Genomic DNA, 17,884 nt, shown 5'->3' with positions numbered 1-17,884 from the left:
TGTGTGTGTGTGTGTGTGTGTGTGTGTGTGTGTGTGTGTTAGCACTTTTTCTGAACCCTGCAAGAATATAGCGTTAAAAAACACGGGAGAAGTGAAATTCTCTCGCGCCGTGCTGTTGCTATAATAAAAGGTAGATTCAAAACTCATGGCGGCAAAGGTATATTATTCAATTCATTCAGACAAGCATACTGCAAAAAACAGTAGTAATATTATACTTCTTCCATCTGTTTGATTAGTAATAAAACAAGGAATATTAGGGCCCACTTGTATTCTTATTCTCATACCGAGTAAATAATGAACGAGCGGACATATCTTTCGATACATCCGCCCGCTTATTTACTGAACCTTTTACTCTGAAGAGTATTTATGGCTATAAATGCTGTTCGGTTATAATTTTCATTCCTTCTTCCACTGCTTCCATATTAAGCGGAATCATAGAATGATGGCGTTCCGGAAGACTCTTGAACAGGGCTTTATTCAGTCCTTCGGTACTTACAACAGGACATACTTTCAATAATCCTCCGAGAACAATCATGTTGAACACCTTAGAGTTCTTCATCTCTGCAGCTTTGTCCATCGCATCTATACGATAGACAATTATATCTTTCCGTGTTGGTGGATTCATAACTCCGAAACCGTCATAAATAAGAATTCCACCTTCTTTTATTTTCGGTTCGAACTTATCGAGCGAGGGTTGATTCAGCACTATTGCCACATCATACTTACTAAGTATTGGCGACGACACACGTGTGTCGCTCACAATTACTGTTACGTTAGCCGTACCTCCGCGTTGTTCCGGTCCGTAAGCCGGCATCCAAGTCACCTCTTTATCTTCCATCAGTCCGGAATAAGCGAGAATCTTTCCCATCGAAAGAACTCCTTGTCCACCGAAACCACTAATTATTATTTCTGTTTTCATGTTTCTGCAAATATTAATGATTATAGAGCGGTTGTGTCCTTGAGGTCGCCTTTCACATATTCCTTGAACATGTTTTCACGCATCCATTCATTGGCTTTTACAGGCGACATTTTCCAACCACTATTACAGGTCGAAACAATCTCTATCAATGAGCTTCCTTTACCTTGCATGCTGGCATCGAAAGCTTTTCTGATGGCTTTCTTTGCCTTGGCTATAGAAGCCATGGTGTCGACGCTCTGACGGGTCACATAGCAGGTACCTTTCAAGTGGCTGGCCAACTCGGTTATGTTCAATGGATAACCGTGCAGATCAGGTTCGCGGCCGAATGGACAGGTTGCTGTTTTTTGTCCAAGCAGGGTTGTAGGAGCCATCTGTCCACCGGTCATCCCGTAGATAGCATTATTTATGAAGATAATCGGAATATTTTCGCCTCTGTTAAGGGCATGTATGGTTTCGGCTGCTCCGATACAGGCCAAATCACCATCGCCTTGATAGGTAAATACGAGTCGGTCGGGCCATACACGCTTAACCCCAGTAGCTACAGCCGGAGCACGCCCGTGAGCTGCTTCCTGCCAGTCAATATCGAGATAGCGATAAGCAAACACCGCACATCCAACAGGGCACACGCCTACGGTTTTATCTTCCATTCCCATTTCGGCCACAACCTCGGCCACTAATTTATGAACCACTCCGTGCGAACAGCCAGGGCAATAGTGCATGGCTGTATCGTTCATGAGCTTTGGTTTTTCATAAACCAAGTTCTCTGGTGCAATTATTCTATTTGTCATTGTGAATTCCTCCTTAAACTACTTCATTAATTTTTCCTTCAAAGCACCGATGATTTCTTCAGGCTCAGGGACAATTCCGCCAAGACGACCGAAATGCTCTACGGGCAATGCACCGTTTATGGCTAACCGAACATCTTGTACCATCTGACCAGCGTTTATCTCGGAAACCAAAATGCCTTTAGTGTTTTTCGCAACCTCGACTATCTCTTTGCTCGGGAAAGGCCATAGAGTGATAGGACGGAACAACCCAACCTTTATACCCTCTTCACGCGCTTGCTCTATGGCTTTTTCACCAATTCGGGCTGCACTACCGAAGCTCACAATGATATATTCTGCATCCTCGCATTGCATGGTTTCGTATCTGACTTCAGTCTCTCTAATTTTTTTATACTTCTTCTGCAAATGCAAGTTGCGCACCTCCATCACCTCGGGTTTTAACTCAAGGGATGTGATAATGTTTGGAGTTCGTTCGCCTTTGCGGCCGAAAGTTGCCCACGGACATTCCTTCAGAACTTCTTCTTCTGTTCGACGGGGCTTTTGAGGTGGAAGAACAACCTTTTCCATCATCTGACCGATTACTCCGTCGGAAAGAATCATGGCCGGATTGCGATATTTGAACGCCAATTCAAAGGCCAAATCAACAAAGTCGGCCATTTCCTGAACCGAGTTGGGTGCTAACACGATGACATTATAGTCGCCATTGCCTCCTCCGCGTGTTGCCTGGAAGTAGTCGCTCTGGCTCGGCTGGATGGTTCCTAATCCGGGGCCGCCACGTTGCACGTTAACAAATACTCCAGGAAGTTCGGCTCCGGCCATATAGCTAATGCCTTCTTGCATAAGCGCTACACCGGGCGACGACGATGTGGTGAACACACGTTTACCTGCGCCGGCTCCACCATAAACCATGTTGATTGATGCCACTTCGCTCTCGGCCTGCAACACAACCATACCGGTTGTTTCCCAAGGTTTAAGAAGTGAAAGCGTTTCAATAATCTCACTTTGCGGAGTTATAGGATAGCCGAAAAAGGCATCAGCTCCACATCGAATGGCAGCATGTGCTATCGCTTCGTTGCCTTTCATTAATGTAATCTCATGTTCTGCCATTTCACTATTCCTCCACTTTCATGCGATAAACTGTTATACACCCGTCCGGACAAACTACCGCACATGCAGTACAACCGATACACTTGTCAGGATCAGCTGCTTCAACATACGGATAGCCATGGACATTCACTTTTTTTTGAGCCAAATCAATGACATCTTTCGGACATGCAACGATACATAATTGGCATCCTTTGCATCGATCGGTGTCTACTACTATGGCTCCCTTAATCTTGCTCATAGTCTTTGTATTTTAAGGGTTATATGCGTCTTTGTTATAGAAGTTCAGAATATCTTCCAGTAATTTCTTAGCTTCGACAGCTGGTGATTCAGGATTGAGAGCAATGGCTTCCATATAATTATCCAAGGCATGCTGCCAATCGCCTTTTTTTCTATACTCGTTACCAAGTTGGAAATATTCTTCTGACGTCATTATTTAAATTAATCTTGTTCGCTAAATAAATTATTTCATGTTTCCTATTTATAGAATTCTTTTTTGCCTGCGGCGAGAGTATTTTTCATAAGTGAGCAGATGGTCATCGGACCGACTCCTCCAGGAACTGGAGTTATATAACTGCACCTAGATGCCACTTCATCAAACTTAACGTCACCACAAAGACGGAATCCTTGTTTTCTGGTTGCATCTTCAACACGAGTCGTGCCAACATCAATTACTACGGCTCCTTCTTTTACCATATCAGCAGTAACAAACTCGGGACGTCCTATAGCTGCGATAATTATATCAGCTTCACGGCATTCTTCTTTCAACGTAGCCGAATGTGAATGGCAAACTGTCACAGTAGCATCGCCATATTGCTTCTGCATCATCAGCTGCGCCATGGGTTTACCTACAATATTACTTCTGCCGAGAATCACACACTTCTTCCCCGAGGTTTCAATTTTGTAGTGCTGCAAAAGAGTCAGGATTCCCAAAGGGGTAGCCGAGATAAAACAGGGGAGACCGATTGCCATACGACCGACATTAATTGGATGGAATCCGTCAACATCTTTCTTATAGTCTACGGCCATAATAATCTTCTGTTCATCAATGTGCTTCGGAAGTGGCAACTGAACAATGAAGCCATCAATATCTTCTTCCTCGTTCAGCTTGTAGACACAAGCCAACAGCTCTTCCTCCGTTACATTCTCTTCGAAACGAATAAGTGTGGATTTGAACCCGCATTGCTCGCAAGAGAGCACTTTATTTTTTACATAGGTTTCACTACCACCGTCGTGTCCAACAAGAACGGCAGCCAAATGTGGTTTCTTGCCTCCTGATGCAACGATTTTCTTAACCTCTTCCGCAATTTCTTTTTTAATGGCAGTTGCGGTTGCCTTACCATCTATTAAATTATATTCCATAACTTGTATGATTTGTTTTTCAAAGCTTTTACAACTTGGGCATTCCACCCATTCTACCCACCATACCCGACATTCTTGAACCGGTGACCATTTTCATCATCTTTCGGGTTTGATCAAATTGTTTTATTAGCCTATTCACTTCAAGAATATTCGTTCCTGAACCTTTAGCTATTCTTTGCCTACGCGAAGTATTCAGTAGTTCAGGGTTAGTACGTTCTTTCGGAGTCATACTCTGTATAATCGCCTCAACCGACTTAAAAGAATTGTCATCAATGTCTACGTCGCGAATAGCTTTACCAACTCCTGGGATCATAGAGGCTAGGTCCTTTAGATTACCCATCTTTTTGATCTGCTGAATCTGTTTGTAGAAGTCGTTGAAATCGAATTGATTCTTTTGAATCTTTTTTTGCAGTTTCTTCGCTTCTTCTTCATCGAACTGTTCTTGCGCTCTCTCAACAAGCGAAACTACATCACCCATGCCCAATATTCGGTCAGCCATTCTTGATGGATGGAACGTGTCTAGTGCCTCCATTTTTTCGCCGGTTCCAACAAACTTTATAGGTTTGGTCACAACAGTCCGGATTGAAAGGGCTGCACCGCCACGCGTGTCACCGTCTAGTTTCGTGAGAACTACACCGTCGAAATCCAACCGATCATTGAATTCTTTAGCCGTATTCACTGCATCCTGGCCAGTCATCGAATCAACCACGAAGAGTGTTTCATCAGGATGAATATGATTCTTCAAGCTCTCGATTTCATTCATCATTTCTTCGTCTACGGCCAATCGACCGGCGGTATCAATAATAACCAAATCGTTGCCTTTTACTTTAGCTTCCTTAATGGCGTTCTCAGCTATTTCATTCACCTTTTTATTTTCGGGCTCACTATAAACCGATACGTTCACTTGCTGTCCAACCACTTTGAGCTGTTCAATGGCGGCCGGACGATAAACATCGCATGCTACGAGCATTGGATTCTTATGTTCTTTCTTCTTCAGAAATTGTGCCAGCTTACCAGAAAAGGTTGTTTTACCCGACCCTTGCAGTCCGCTCATCAGAATTACTGCTGGTTTCCCGTCTAATTTAAGGCCAACGGCTTCACCTCCCATCAGCTCAGCCAATTCGTCGTGAACAATTTTCACCATTAGTTGTCCGGGCTTAACTGCCGTGAGAACGTCCATTCCAAGAGCTTTTTGCTTAACATTATCGGTAAAGGTTTTAGCCACCTTATAGTTTACGTCGGCATCAAGCAAAGCCCTACGCACATCCTTCAAAGTTTCAGCAACGTTTATCTCCGTTATTTTTCCTTCTCCTTTTAGAATCTTAAAGGAGCGTTCAAGACGATCGCTTAAATTCTCAAACATTGTTTTTATGTATTTCTAGATTTCAGACTATGCAAAGATAAATTAAAAGTCCGGATTTCCGAATACTGTACTCAAAAAAGCCCACCGATATTATATATCTGTTGAGGAGGAATGAATCAGAAACTTCATGCAAAGAGTAATTCCAAGTTAGATTGGAGTCTGAAACTTTCGCAGTTTATGTGTTGCAACTGTTCAAAACATTTCAAAATTATCCGGAAAGATTGACAACGATTATCGTGATTAGGTATCTTATGCTCGATTAACTCCTTACATTCAAGTGACGCAAGGAATTTTTAGGTGTTCGGGCGAGTCTGATTCAGCTCGCAGAGCAATCTGCTGACGAGCTGACGACTATCGTTATCTTTCGCTGCGGAAAACAGTATTAATTCATTTGTATTCAGATTGAACGATTCAATTATTTGATGCTAGAACGATACAATTGACATGTAGAATTCGAGGATTCTACAAATACTATCTTCATTTATATTGTTTGATTCCTTATTTCAGCAGATTTTGCTTTATAATTTCTTCAAACTGTGATTTTGTCATCACTCCTACTGATTGCTGAGGTTGTCCGGCCGTTGGAATGAACAAAAATGTAGGTATCGACTGTATGTTGAATGCCGACGACAGCTCAGCGTTCTTGTCAACATCAACTTTGTAGAACTCTATTTGTCCATCATATTCTCGTGCAAGCTCGTCAATTATAGGCGCAGTTATTCTGCAAGGCCCACACCATGTGGCATAGAAATCTATTACAACGGGACGATTTCCTTTGTAGTTCCAATTACCAGAGTTTTTAGTGTAGTCAGTTATTTTTTCTTTGAACATTGCGGCGTTCATTTCGACGACTTTCTGATCTGACTTTTGATCGATGTTGTTTTTAGATTTATGAGTTATTTTGTTATTTGCATGAGAGCAACTACCAACTGTCAGCGCCCAAATTATAAATCCGATTAAATAATATAGTTTCATTGCTTTTTATTTTTAATAATTGAATGATATTGTTCCATTTGGAAATGTATGCGAAGATATAAATGGATACTATTTCAAACAAATTTCCGATTGAAACATAATAAATATCTAACAAGCTTTAACCACGACACTAATCAACTTAACTTTTCACAACGTAAACAATACTACTTATACCTATCAAAATGTATTTTCGACTACTATATATACATAGAAATATTTCTTAAAACAGATGTTCATAACTAATTTTGTGCTCATTATGATTAAGGAATATCAAATCAGAGTCTCTCCGCATGTGGGACATAATTCAGAATCAATAAAGGAATATCTTTCTCGCGAAAAAGGATTATCAAGCAATGAAATCAACCATGTGCGAATATTGAAAAGATCTATTGATGCACGTCATAGGGACATTTTTCTGAACCTTTCTGTAAGCGTATATATAAATGAAATACCGGAAGATGATCAGTTTACTAAAACTTTTTATCCAGAGGTTAGTAAATGTACATCTGTTTTGGTTGTAGGCGCTGGTCCGGCAGGGCTTTTTGCGGCATTGCGACTAATTGAGCATGGTCTTCGACCGATAGTAATCGAGCAGGGGAAAGATGTTCGTGCCCGTAAGAAGGATATTTCGATGATTCCGAAAACCCAACAGGTTGATCCTGAATCGAACTACTGTTTCGGAGAGGGTGGAGCAGGCGCTTTCTCTGATGGAAAACTTTATACTAGGAGCAAAAAACGCGGTTCGGTTGACAGAATACTCAACATTTTCTGTCAGCATGGTGCATCGACATCAATTCTTGCCGATGCTCATCCTCATATAGGCACAGACAAGCTTCCCAAAGTCATTGAAAACATAAGAAAAACTATAATCGAATCTGGAGGTGAGGTACATTTTCAAACCAAAATGACTGCCTGCATAATAGAACAAAACAAAATAATTGGTATTGAGACCGAACAACCATCGGGCAAACATCAAAACTTCTATGGCCCAGTAATTTTAGCAACCGGACACTCTGCGCGCGACATTTATCGATACTTTTCAAATGCTAATCTTGCCATCGAAGCCAAAGGAATAGCTATCGGCGTTCGATTGGAACACCCATCGGAGCTAATCGATTGCATTCAATACCATAATGACAAAGGTAGAGGACAATATCTCCCACCAGCTGAATATTCTTTCGTAACCCAAGTTGAGAATCGCGGAGTATATTCGTTCTGCATGTGTCCAGGAGGATTTGTTATCCCGGCAGCAACCGACAGGCAGCAAATAGTGACGAATGGAATGAGTCCTGCCAATCGAGGCTCAAAATGGTCGAATTCAGGAATCGTAGTGCAAATTAGCCATGAAGATGTACCTGGCGAAGATACTCTACGTTTAATGAGGCTTCAGGAACAAATTGAAGCCGATGCTTGGCAACAGGGTAACAGAAAGCAAACAGCCCCTGCACAGCGTATGACAGACTTTATCGATAACCGGCTATCGTATTCTCTACCATCCACAAGCTATGCTCCAGGCTTAATTTCGAGTCCGCTACACTTCTGGATGCCAAAACACATTGTGACTCGACTTCAAAAAGCATTCATAACATTTGGTCGACAGGCTCATGGATTTCTGACAGCCGACGCAACCCTAATTGCAGCCGAAACTCGAACGAGTTCGCCGGTTCGCATTCCTCGTGACACATCAACTTTGATGCATCAAATATCCGGACTCTTTCCATGCGGAGAAGGAGCAGGTTATGCCGGCGGTATAATAAGCTCTGCAATTGATGGAGAACGTTGTGCCGATATGGTAAAAGAGTTTCTTGAATGATAGAAAAAGCTATCGACACCGATTAATCACATAAAAACCTCGACATCATGAGTTCCTTTTTCGAATCGAATGAGGTTCCCGACAATCGGCTTACCATCAACTTCGATTCGATTAATGCCTTTAGTACGTCCTGACTGGTTATGCAGATGAATAGTATATGTTGCGCCTCGGAATTTTCTCCGAATCGTGTATTCATGCATAGTTTTCGGTAGGCAGGGGTCTATACGAATACCATTAAAATCGGGTTTGATGCCCAAAATATGCTCTGTTGCTGCATGCCACATCAATGCAGCGGTTCCTGTTAGCCAGCTATTTTTGCCTTCTCCTGGTCGTGCGGAGTCTTTCCCGGCAAGCATTTGACAGCAAACATACGGTTCGATACGATGAAGATGCTGATTTTGCTCTTCAACATACGATGGGAGTATCTTCGTATAGTGCCGCCATGCATCATCGCCTCTGCCCAACATAGCTTCGCCTATAATTATCCATGGGTTATTATGACAGAAAATGCCGGCGTTCTCTTTGTAACCTTCCGGATAGGATGAAATTTCGCCATATTCAATATAATAATGTGTGAACGCTGGGTTTTGAAGTACAATTCCATGTTCGCATTCAAGCAACCTTGCCACGGAGTCGAGAGCTTTGTCGCAATAACCATTCGAGCTGCCTATTTGAGCCATGGTGCACCAGCCTTGACTCTCTATAAATATTTTTCCTTCGGCGTTTTCATGGCTTCCAACCTTTCGACCATTAAAATCGAATGCTCGCAGAAACCATTCTCCGTCCCATCCGTACTGCATAACAGCTTCCTTCATGTCAGAAACTGCTTGTGCAATCCGCTCGACTTCTTTCTTTAGGTTTATTTTACATTCATTTTGTAGTTCTAAGTGCCGTTCTGATAGTTCTTCGCATAGCGAAACATAGCTTTGAGCGGTAACTACAAATAAGCCTGCAATCATCAATGATTCAGCTTTCGAGCCAACAGAATTATTCTCAGTTGTTTGGAAGCTTTCATTCGGATCGTTACTAAAACAGTTCATATTCAAACAATCGTTCCAGTCGGCTCGCCCAATTAATGGAAGCCCGTGCGGTCCTAGGTTTGAAATTACATGATTCAGCGATACAGACATGTGTTCCAACAGCGTGCACTCTGTTCCTGGCTTGTTATCGAATGGAACCGATTCATGAAGTATGTCAAAATCTCCTGTCTCCTTTATGTATGCCACTGTTCCGAATATCAGCCAGCATGGGTCATCGTTAAATCCACCGCCAATGTCGTTGTTTCCACGCTTTGTTAGTGGTTGATACTGATGGTAGCAACCTCCGTCGGCAAATTGTGTAGATGCGATGTCTAGTATTCTTTGCCGTGCTCGCTGTGGAATTTGATGAACGAATCCTAACAAATCCTGATTTGAGTCTCGAAAACCCATTCCGCGTCCTATCCCGCTCTCAAAAAACGATGCCGAACGCGACATGCAGAATGTTATCATGCACTGATACTGATTCCAAATATTAATCATCCGGTCGAGTTTCTTGTTTCCGGAATCCAAAACGAATTTTCCAAGCAGTTCGTCCCAATATTCTTTCAGTTCAGCAAATGCGCGGTCAACCTTTTCAACATTATTGAATGATTCAATCATATCATTTGCCTTCTGTTTATTGATGCTTGAAGTGAGCGAATCGTTTGCTGAAAGGTTGCCGTCGGCATCGATAAACTTCTCATTTTGCTTGTTCTCTACATATCCAAGTATAAAAATAATATCGCGCGACTCGCCTGGATCTAAATCAAACTCGAGTTGATGACTTGCGATAGGACTCCAACCATGGGCAATACTGTTCTTCGACTGTCCATCGCGAACAGCGTTTGGTAAACTCTTCTCTGAATATAGTCCAACAAACTGTTCGCGGTCTGTATCGAAGCCTTTTATTAATTCGCAAACATGGTAGAAAGCATAATGATTGCGGCGTTCGCGATACTCTGTTTTGTGATAAATAGTACTACCACATACTTCTACCTCTCCAATCGATAAATTGCGTTGGAAATTCTCCATATCTGTCGCAGCATTCCATAAGCACCATTCATGGAATGAAAAGAGTTTCAGATGCTTTTTAGTATTTGAATGGTTTACGAGATGCATTTTTTGAATCTCGCAATTTGCATGAAGTGGAACAAAAAATAAAACTGACGCTTCAACACCATTTTTGAGTCCTGTTATGCACGTGTAGTTCATTCCATGCCGACACTCATAATCATCTAGTTTGGTGCGACATGGTTTCCATGATGGACTCCAAATCGTGTCATCATCTACGATATAGAATGCCCTACCATCATTGTCTATCGGCACATTATTATATCTGTATCGCGTTATCCTTCTGAACTTTGCATCCTTGTAAAAAGAATACCCTCCGGCAGTGTTTGATATTAAAGAGAAGAAGTTTTCATTACCCAAATAGTTAATCCAAGGCCAAGGAGTTTCAGGATTGGTGATTACATATTCTTTTTGGTCATCGTCGAAATGTCCGTAACGTATTCCATGCATGATTATAAATAGATTTGTTCTTGGCAAAGTTAGCCATTCACTCAATCTGAATTATAATGATATGTTAGCCGATAGTTCCTTTTTTATGTCTGAATGATATAATAGAAAATAAATATACTTATTCATGGCAAATAAATTATGTAAATACATACAAATGCCGGTGATTTAGATTAACTAAACCACCGGGCATAATACAAAAACTACTTAAATGGATTTCTGGAATCTGTTTTTCGCAGAAAACTATAATTAAATATTAACTACGATTCTAAACTTTATCCTCGCCAGGGTCTTCTTCTCTTCCGGGCTTTGGAGTTTTGTCTTTGTCGCCATCCTTAGGCTTCTTTTGATTACCGCCTCCACCTTTGTTTTTGTCTTCATCCTTCTTTTTATCTCTTGCATTCTTCCGTTGAATGGCTCCCTGCTTATGCGTGGTTGCCGTTTCATGAATCACTTGATTGATTTCATTGATTAGAGACGATATTTCTTTGCGATCTGCATCTGTAGCAACAATGTAAGCAGTCTCTATGTGTATCAAAATAGATGCGGTTATCTCATCTGCCTGCTTGCGAACCGTCTTGCTACTTGGCAAATTCTCTAAAATCATTGCGTGTGAACGTTCAACTCTTAACCTTTTGAACTCATCGTTTGCCTGCCTAAGCAAATTTATCTGTAGATTAACTCCTATGGTTACCGAATCATTCTGCGGTTCGTCCTTCGTGAGGTCTACAATCAGTCCATCGATGTGCGAAGTCTGCTCACTCATATTCTCGCGCTGTAAATTCCTGTAGGCTCTTACAATCGGATAGAGTCTTCGACCTGCTTCTGACTTGTTTGTAAGTGGCGAAAGCATTGCACTTCTAATCTCTGAAAACAAAGAAGTAATCAATTTGCCTCGTTCAACGTTTTTCTTCCTCAATCTGTCTGTCATTTCAGAGTCCGAAACGGCACGCGCAACGTCTTGTTCTAAGTCAATGATTTTCTTCCATTCAGAAATGTCTTCAGGTTTAAGAAGAATCTTCTCCGGAGAAACTTTCGTTACTAGCGCATATAAGCGCGATTGCATGTCAACATGTAGCCCGAGTGTTAGTCGATTGCTCCTTGTCTGCTCAATTCTTTTAATTGGGTTCATATTCAGTTATGTTTATAAATTGGTTATTATATCTATCTAAGTTGGGGCTCACTTAAACCTTACGATTACAAAAGTAGTATTAAAAATGATTCATAATTGGCCATCGAATCGATTTTCCAGCAAATCATCAAACTTATAACATTTTATAACACATAAATTCAACTAAGATATATATCAAAACACAGTTCTAATCATAAAACACATATATGTTTTCCACCCAAACAATAGTTATGATCTAAAAACACATATGATTTTTAACCCATGCAAACTGCTTAATCACTAAACACACCTATGTTTTATATTCAGCAAACTGCTTAATCATCAAATACACCTACGTTTTATACTCCGCAATATGATTAATCATTAAAAACATCTATGTTTTATGTTCCGCAGCCTGATTAACATTAAAACACACATATATTTTACATTCATTCAATATGCAGAAATAGAAAACACATGTATGTTTTCTATTTCTGCAATATGTTTAACTAAAAACTCACCTACATCTATCATTTACGCAGACTGCATAAATGATAGATGTAGGTGAGTTTTATATTTCCGCACTATGATTGAATATGAAACACACCTATATATACCATTTCTGCAATATGTTTAACTATAAAACATACATACATTTCATTTTCATAATGGTTATTCAACCGATAAACATATATACTTATTACGGTCAAGCAATAAGTCCGAACTCTATCTATAAGTCCTGACACCAATCATTTGATATATCTGATACATAAATATAGGTTCTATAAATAGTCGCAACATCTAAAAAAGTTATGGAATCCCGCAAGCAACCATTTCCTATTCACTACTTTTGCCAAACAAAAAGAGTGCAGCTGACCAATTGCGTTCTTGCCACCGTAGTTAGGCTCAATATGTTAGGAATTGAAGTTATAACTTATCCTAACCACCGGTTATCCAAGAGTGGCAATCATCCCTGCACTCGTTTGCAAAGGTATCTGACGGTTCAATTTCTCACAATACTTAAAGATTAGTATTCTCTCCAAATACCTAGTATTTATGATTGCGTGATTTAGCCAAAAGCCGTTATTTTGCACTGAAACATATATGATTCATTACCGTTAGCTGGATTATGAAAAGACAAAAGATGTACGAAGCCGATGATAAAATGATATTGCTCATCGGTGATAATTATGATCTCCTTCAAAGCCTCGGAAGCTTCGGAATAAACCTTGGGTTTGGAGATAAAACCGTTCGGGAGGTATGCGAAAGTCAAAACGTAGACACATATACATTCCTAGCAATCGTAAACTTCACCATAAATGGATATAAAGAATTCGACGATGCTGACCGCCTGTCAATTCCAACCCTGCTGCAATATCTTGAAGCAAGTCACAGCTACTATCTCGACTTCGAATTACCCTTCATCAGAAAAAAACTCGAAGAAGCGCTCGATGAGAAAGATAACTTGGCTAGACTCATCATGAAACTCTACGACGAATATGCTCATGATATAAGGAAACACATGCGATATGAAGAGAAAACCGTATTCCCTTATGTCAATACACTTCTAGAAGGAAAGGCTAACGACAATTACGATATCAACACATTCTCTAAACACCATTCTCAAACCGACCAACGACTAAAAGAACTCAAAAACATCATCATCAAATATCTTCCCTCTGACTCACAACACAACCGACAATTAACCGCAACACTCTACGACATATACAACTGCGAAAACTGGCTCGACCAGCATGCCAATGTCGAAGACGAAATTTTCATTCCTGCCATACGTCGCCTTGAAAAGAAAAGCAAACAAAACGACGTCAGCGTAAAAATCTCCAGCATGATTAGTAAAAACCAGGCCTCGAATGAAACTTTGAGTGACCGCGAGAAGGATGTTATTATCTGTGTCGTGCAAGGAATGACCAATAAAGAAATCGCTGGACATCTTTGTATATCCACCAATACCGTCATTACCCATCGCCGAAATATTGCTCGCAAGCTGCAAATCCACTCTCCGGCCGGCTTAACCATCTACGCCATCGTCAATAGTCTTGTTGACATCGGCAGCGTGAAATTGTGATTTGTTTTTAGATAGAATCGATATCTAGATTTAGGTCTGGAACATTTGTATTACCGTCAATCATATCCTTAATCACACCGTCTACTGACGAACCGACAAGACTGTTTACCATGTCAGTGAGCGGATTCATCATGTCTTCTTTTAGCATACGGTTCATTTTCTTTTTTATTTCATCTTTCACTTTTAATTCAGCTTTATCATAGTAGAGTTCAGATGCTTTGCGAAGGTCATCCTTGTTGATTGTGAAAACGTGTCCCAACAAACCAAGCGAAACGATATAGTCCTTTCTGTCGTAGTGCACCTTACCGACAGAACAAACTATATAGTTGTCGACGGTTATAAGATTATCTACCGCAGCCGCAATCATTTTACCGGCAAAAGCCTTGTTTATCGATTGGAAAGTATGCGACATCCAGTCGTTGCTTCGAGTTGAATCAGCATCATTCACAGCATCGTTAACGGTTGCAGTCACTACGTTAGCCAACGCTTCCTTATGGTCGGCTGTTGTAGGGCACGAGAAAATAAGTATTGCTGTTAGGGATATAAGAATTATTAGACTAACGATGAGGCAACCCGACCGACTATGTTTACGAGGTCGGTCAATAGGATGAACAAGCGACGAGTTTATTGGATGGGCTTCGACCAAAGGAATTTCCTGTGTCGGGTCTCCCATCACGATATTTTCAGCTGTCGGTTGTACAGATTCCTCGGTAGTTAGCAATTCGCGGAGTTCGTTTATTTTCCAGGCCGGTGTCCATTGCATCGTACCTTCGGGCATAACCAGAGTTGTGGCATCAATTCCGCGAGCATAAAGTTCGTTAATGTTGTAGGGGCCTTTTTTTCGATTATCAATTATGATGTAGTATTCCATTTTATTTGATCCAGAATTAGTGAGGACGCAGTTAGCCAATTTTGCAATGAAAAACGATAGTACCTTTTACCAAAAACGATAGTACTTTTTGAGTAAAACGATAGTACTTTTTGAGTAAAACGATAGTACTTTTTGCCAAAAACGATAGTACTTTTCAGCCAAAACGATAGTACCTTTTTCCAAAAACGATAGTACCTTTCTGTAAAGGCGATGGTACCTTTCTATTAAAAAGTGCATAAAGAAAGAGCCGTATTTTTGTTCCTTTCGGGTTATTCTCATACGGCTCTTTTCCCTGAATTAAATATTATATCAATAATCTTGCACCTCGCGTTCGCCTCGTAGTACTGCAAGAGCATTCTCGGTGAGTGCGAGCATCTCATCTTGTCCAGGATAGATTTTCACCGGTGCGATGAATCCAATTCTTTTGGCTATGCGACTAACGATGTATTCGCTACGTGCCAATCCACCAGTAAGAAGGATGGCATCAACTTTACCGTAGAGAACGGCTCCTTCTGCGGCTATATTTTTCGCAATATGCCAAATCATTGCCGATACGATTGCCTCGGCATGCTTGTCACCTTCAAGGATTCGGTTTTCGATTTCGCGCATGTCGTTTGTTCCAAGATGCGCACTGATTCCGGCGTGTCCACTTATTCTGTTGAGGAGTTCTTCTTCGGTGAACTTCCCACTATAGCACAGGTGAATTAAATCTGATGCAGGCAGCGAACCAGCTCTTTCGGGCGAGAATGGACCTTCACCATCAAGGGCATTATTGGCATCGATTGCGCGCCCCTTCTGATGAGCTGCAATAGAGATTCCGCCGCCAAGATGACAGATGATGAGATTCAACTGTTCGTATCTCTTACCGATATCACGGGCATATCGCCGCCCGATGGCCTTTTGGTTCAGTGCATGCCATATAGCAACGCGCGGCATCAGTGGTGAGCCCGATACGTGAGCCTCTGGAGCCATTTCATCGACAACACCCGGATCGGCTATGAAGCTCGGGCAACCACCCGGAATTTCTTCTGCAATTTCATAGGCTATCATACATCCCAGGTCGCAAGCGTGTTGGTGAATTGCATGGCGCTGGTCTTCCATCATTTGCGGAGTCACTTTAAAGACACCACTAGGCACAGGTTTTGCCAGTCCGCCACGCCCAATCACAGCATCAAACTCAAGCGGAATATTACGTTTTTTGAATTCGTCGATTACAAGTTGTTTACGAAAGTTATATTGGTCTGAAATTTTTTTGAACTGACTCAGTTCTTCTCTTGAATGCGGAATATCGGCAACGAAAACGGGTTGATCGTCATTGGCAAGCGATATTTTCGTAGATGTTGAACCGGGGTTTATAGCTAAAATCTTGTACATGTAGTGAAATATAAATTGTTTCTGGAAAATTGTCAGATAGCTTTCTAGATTACACCTCGACTATTTGATATGAGTGTAGCCAACGCAAGACTATAGAGTTTCGATTCAACCGTGTCACCACGACTGGGGAGCACTACCGGTACGCTTGGTCCCTGAAGCACAGCGGCTGTTTCGGCGTGTCCGAAAAGTGTTATGGCTTTATAGAATAGATTTCCGGCCTCGATGTCGGGCATAATCAGGGCGTCGGCCTCTCCGTGGATGGGTGAATCGAGTTTTTTGGTATGTAAGGCTTCGGGCGAACACGATGTTTTGAGGTCGAGTGGCCCATCAATAACGCATTTACCAAATTTCCCGGACTTGGCCTGCTCTTTCAGCTGTAAATAGTGCTCGGTATAGGGGAAATGGCGTCCGTCGGGTTTTTCAGAGCAATGTATGAGTGATATTCTCGGGGTTTCAATACCAAACGTATGGCAGAAACTCACGATATATTCAACTTGTGCCTCTCGTTGCTCGTTAGTTGGGAACGGAATCACGGCTGCATCTGTGAAGAAAATCAGCTTCGGATAGTCGGGTAGCTTGGCCGATGCAATATGCGTCAGCACGTTTCCTTTCGGTAGGATTCCAGTTTCCTTATTGAGCACCGCACGAAGTAGTACATCAGTGTTCACGAATCCTTTCATGATAACGTCGGCTTTATGCTCACGAACATACGCTACAGCCTTTGCTGACGCGTCTTCCGGACAGTCAGCCAGTATCGTTTCAAACTGTCCGTCATAGTGTTTATACGTGTTTTCCGAGGCAAACAGTATCGGAACGATGAAGCCTTCCTCCGCAGCCTTTTCGAAGGCCTCTCGCGTGTGCTCGTCTTCGGGCCAAACAACTGCGACATATTTTTGGATTTTTCTCTCGACGAGGTGCGACAATAATTGGTCGAAACTCGCAATGGTTTCCCTGGTGTAGGTCATAAGTGTATGAATTTTTCTCTCAGTATATCAAAGTGGAAGCAAAGTTACAAAATTGTTTCTTTAAAAACATAAGCATCGTCCCACACAAGTTCTACTTAAGAGACGACATTGCATATTGTATAGAATACACCCTGTTAAAACCCAATAACATGCTACTACTGAGAGAAAGAGATAATAAAAAAGTATTTGTGAATACGGTGTATATAAATCAATGACTTTCGTTAATGTAAATGTTAAGTGCTAAAATAAACTTCAAAGGAAGATAACACTACCTATTAACTCCCGAGATAATCTGCTACAATAACAGTAGTTGATATATTTCTTTCTAAAAAGTACTATCGTTTTTGGTGAAAAGTACTATCGTTTTAGTTGAAAAGTACTATCGTTTTTGGCGAAAGGTACTATCGTTTTTGGCGAAAGGTACTATCGTTTTTGGCGAAAGGTACTATCGTTTTTGGCGAAAGGTACTATCGTTTTTGGCGAAAGGTACTATCGTTTTTGGCGAAAGGTACTATCGTTTTTGGCGAAAGGTACTATCGTTTTTGGCGAAAGGTACTATCGTTTTTGGCGAAAGGTACTATCGTTTTTGGCGAAAGGTACTATCGTTTTTGGCGAAAGG

Annotated in this window: 15 protein-coding genes; 2 read left to right on the top strand and 13 right to left on the bottom strand. The window is 41.3% G+C overall.

Going from position 1 to position 17,884, the window contains the following annotated elements; genetic code table 11:
* Nucleotides 1–370: 370 nt before the first annotated feature.
* The 8 genes from HMPREF9140_RS03690 to trxA form a co-directional block, all read right to left on the bottom strand.
* Nucleotides 371–919: a 2-oxoacid:acceptor oxidoreductase family protein gene (locus HMPREF9140_RS03690; RefSeq protein ID WP_006951848.1), complete on the bottom strand. Its 549-nt coding sequence runs from the start codon at nt 917–919 to the stop codon at nt 371–373.
* A 20-nt stretch (nt 920–939) separates the two neighbouring features.
* A complete protein-coding gene (locus HMPREF9140_RS03685; RefSeq protein WP_006951847.1) occupies nt 940–1,707 on the bottom strand; it encodes a thiamine pyrophosphate-dependent enzyme in 768 nt (255 codons plus the stop codon).
* 18 nt (nt 1,708–1,725) lie between these two features.
* Nucleotides 1,726–2,811 carry a 3-methyl-2-oxobutanoate dehydrogenase subunit VorB gene (locus HMPREF9140_RS03680; RefSeq protein ID WP_006951846.1) on the bottom strand — a complete coding sequence of 362 codons (1,086 nt, stop codon included), beginning with the start codon at nt 2,809–2,811 and terminating at the stop codon, nt 1,726–1,728.
* A gap of 4 nt (nt 2,812–2,815) precedes the next feature.
* Entirely contained in the window at nt 2,816–3,049 is a 234-nt protein-coding gene (locus HMPREF9140_RS10170) for a 4Fe-4S dicluster domain-containing protein (protein ID WP_006951845.1), read from the bottom strand.
* Nucleotides 3,050–3,061: 12 nt separating this feature from the next.
* Nucleotides 3,062–3,241, bottom strand: coding sequence for a tetratricopeptide repeat protein (locus HMPREF9140_RS03675; RefSeq protein WP_006951844.1), 180 nt, complete (start codon nt 3,239–3,241; stop codon nt 3,062–3,064).
* A gap of 44 nt (nt 3,242–3,285) precedes the next feature.
* Nucleotides 3,286–4,170, bottom strand: a complete 885-nt coding sequence (folD, locus tag HMPREF9140_RS03670; protein ID WP_006951843.1) for a bifunctional methylenetetrahydrofolate dehydrogenase/methenyltetrahydrofolate cyclohydrolase FolD — start codon at nt 4,168–4,170, stop codon at nt 3,286–3,288.
* A 28-nt stretch (nt 4,171–4,198) separates the two neighbouring features.
* Entirely contained in the window at nt 4,199–5,533 is a 1,335-nt protein-coding gene (gene ffh / locus HMPREF9140_RS03665; protein WP_006951842.1) for a signal recognition particle protein, read from the bottom strand.
* A gap of 498 nt (nt 5,534–6,031) precedes the next feature.
* On the bottom strand, nt 6,032–6,508 hold the full coding sequence (trxA, locus tag HMPREF9140_RS03660) for a thioredoxin (protein WP_006951841.1): 477 nt from the start codon (nt 6,506–6,508) through the stop codon (nt 6,032–6,034).
* A 256-nt stretch (nt 6,509–6,764) separates the two neighbouring features.
* Between trxA and HMPREF9140_RS03655 the strand changes: the two genes are divergently transcribed.
* Complete coding sequence (locus tag HMPREF9140_RS03655; protein ID WP_025073442.1) at nt 6,765–8,321, top strand: NAD(P)/FAD-dependent oxidoreductase; 1,557 nt, start codon at nt 6,765–6,767, stop codon at nt 8,319–8,321.
* A 26-nt stretch (nt 8,322–8,347) separates the two neighbouring features.
* Here HMPREF9140_RS03655 and HMPREF9140_RS03650 read toward each other — a convergent pair whose 3' ends face one another.
* The gene (locus tag HMPREF9140_RS03650; RefSeq protein WP_006951838.1) at nt 8,348–10,861 is read right to left on the bottom strand and encodes a GH36-type glycosyl hydrolase domain-containing protein; all 2,514 of its coding nucleotides are present in this window, start codon (nt 10,859–10,861) and stop codon (nt 8,348–8,350) included.
* A gap of 265 nt (nt 10,862–11,126) precedes the next feature.
* Nucleotides 11,127–11,990 (bottom strand): DUF6261 family protein, encoded by an 864-nt coding sequence (locus HMPREF9140_RS03645; protein ID WP_006951837.1) that lies wholly within the window; start codon nt 11,988–11,990, stop codon nt 11,127–11,129.
* Between the two features lie 1,108 nt (nt 11,991–13,098).
* Here HMPREF9140_RS03645 and HMPREF9140_RS03640 point away from each other — a divergent pair.
* On the top strand, nt 13,099–14,055 hold the full coding sequence (locus HMPREF9140_RS03640; protein WP_025073443.1) for a helix-turn-helix transcriptional regulator: 957 nt from the start codon (nt 13,099–13,101) through the stop codon (nt 14,053–14,055).
* A 7-nt stretch (nt 14,056–14,062) separates the two neighbouring features.
* Here the strand turns inward: HMPREF9140_RS03640 and HMPREF9140_RS03635 are convergent, their stop codons facing one another.
* From HMPREF9140_RS03635 to HMPREF9140_RS03625, 3 genes are all read right to left on the bottom strand, one after another.
* Nucleotides 14,063–14,926: a DUF4339 domain-containing protein gene (locus tag HMPREF9140_RS03635; protein ID WP_006951833.1), complete on the bottom strand. Its 864-nt coding sequence runs from the start codon at nt 14,924–14,926 to the stop codon at nt 14,063–14,065.
* Nucleotides 14,927–15,235: 309 nt separating this feature from the next.
* Nucleotides 15,236–16,300, bottom strand: coding sequence for a butyrate kinase (gene buk / locus HMPREF9140_RS03630; protein WP_006951831.1), 1,065 nt, complete (start codon nt 16,298–16,300; stop codon nt 15,236–15,238).
* Between the two features lie 44 nt (nt 16,301–16,344).
* Nucleotides 16,345–17,265, bottom strand: a complete 921-nt coding sequence (locus tag HMPREF9140_RS03625) for a phosphate acyltransferase (protein WP_006951830.1) — start codon at nt 17,263–17,265, stop codon at nt 16,345–16,347.
* Between the last annotated feature and the right edge of the window lie 619 nt (nt 17,266–17,884).

Source organism: Prevotella micans F0438 (assembly GCF_000243035.1).
Lineage (GTDB): Bacteria > Bacteroidota > Bacteroidia > Bacteroidales > Bacteroidaceae > Prevotella > Prevotella micans.
This window is presented reverse-complemented; position numbering and strand designations above follow the sequence as displayed.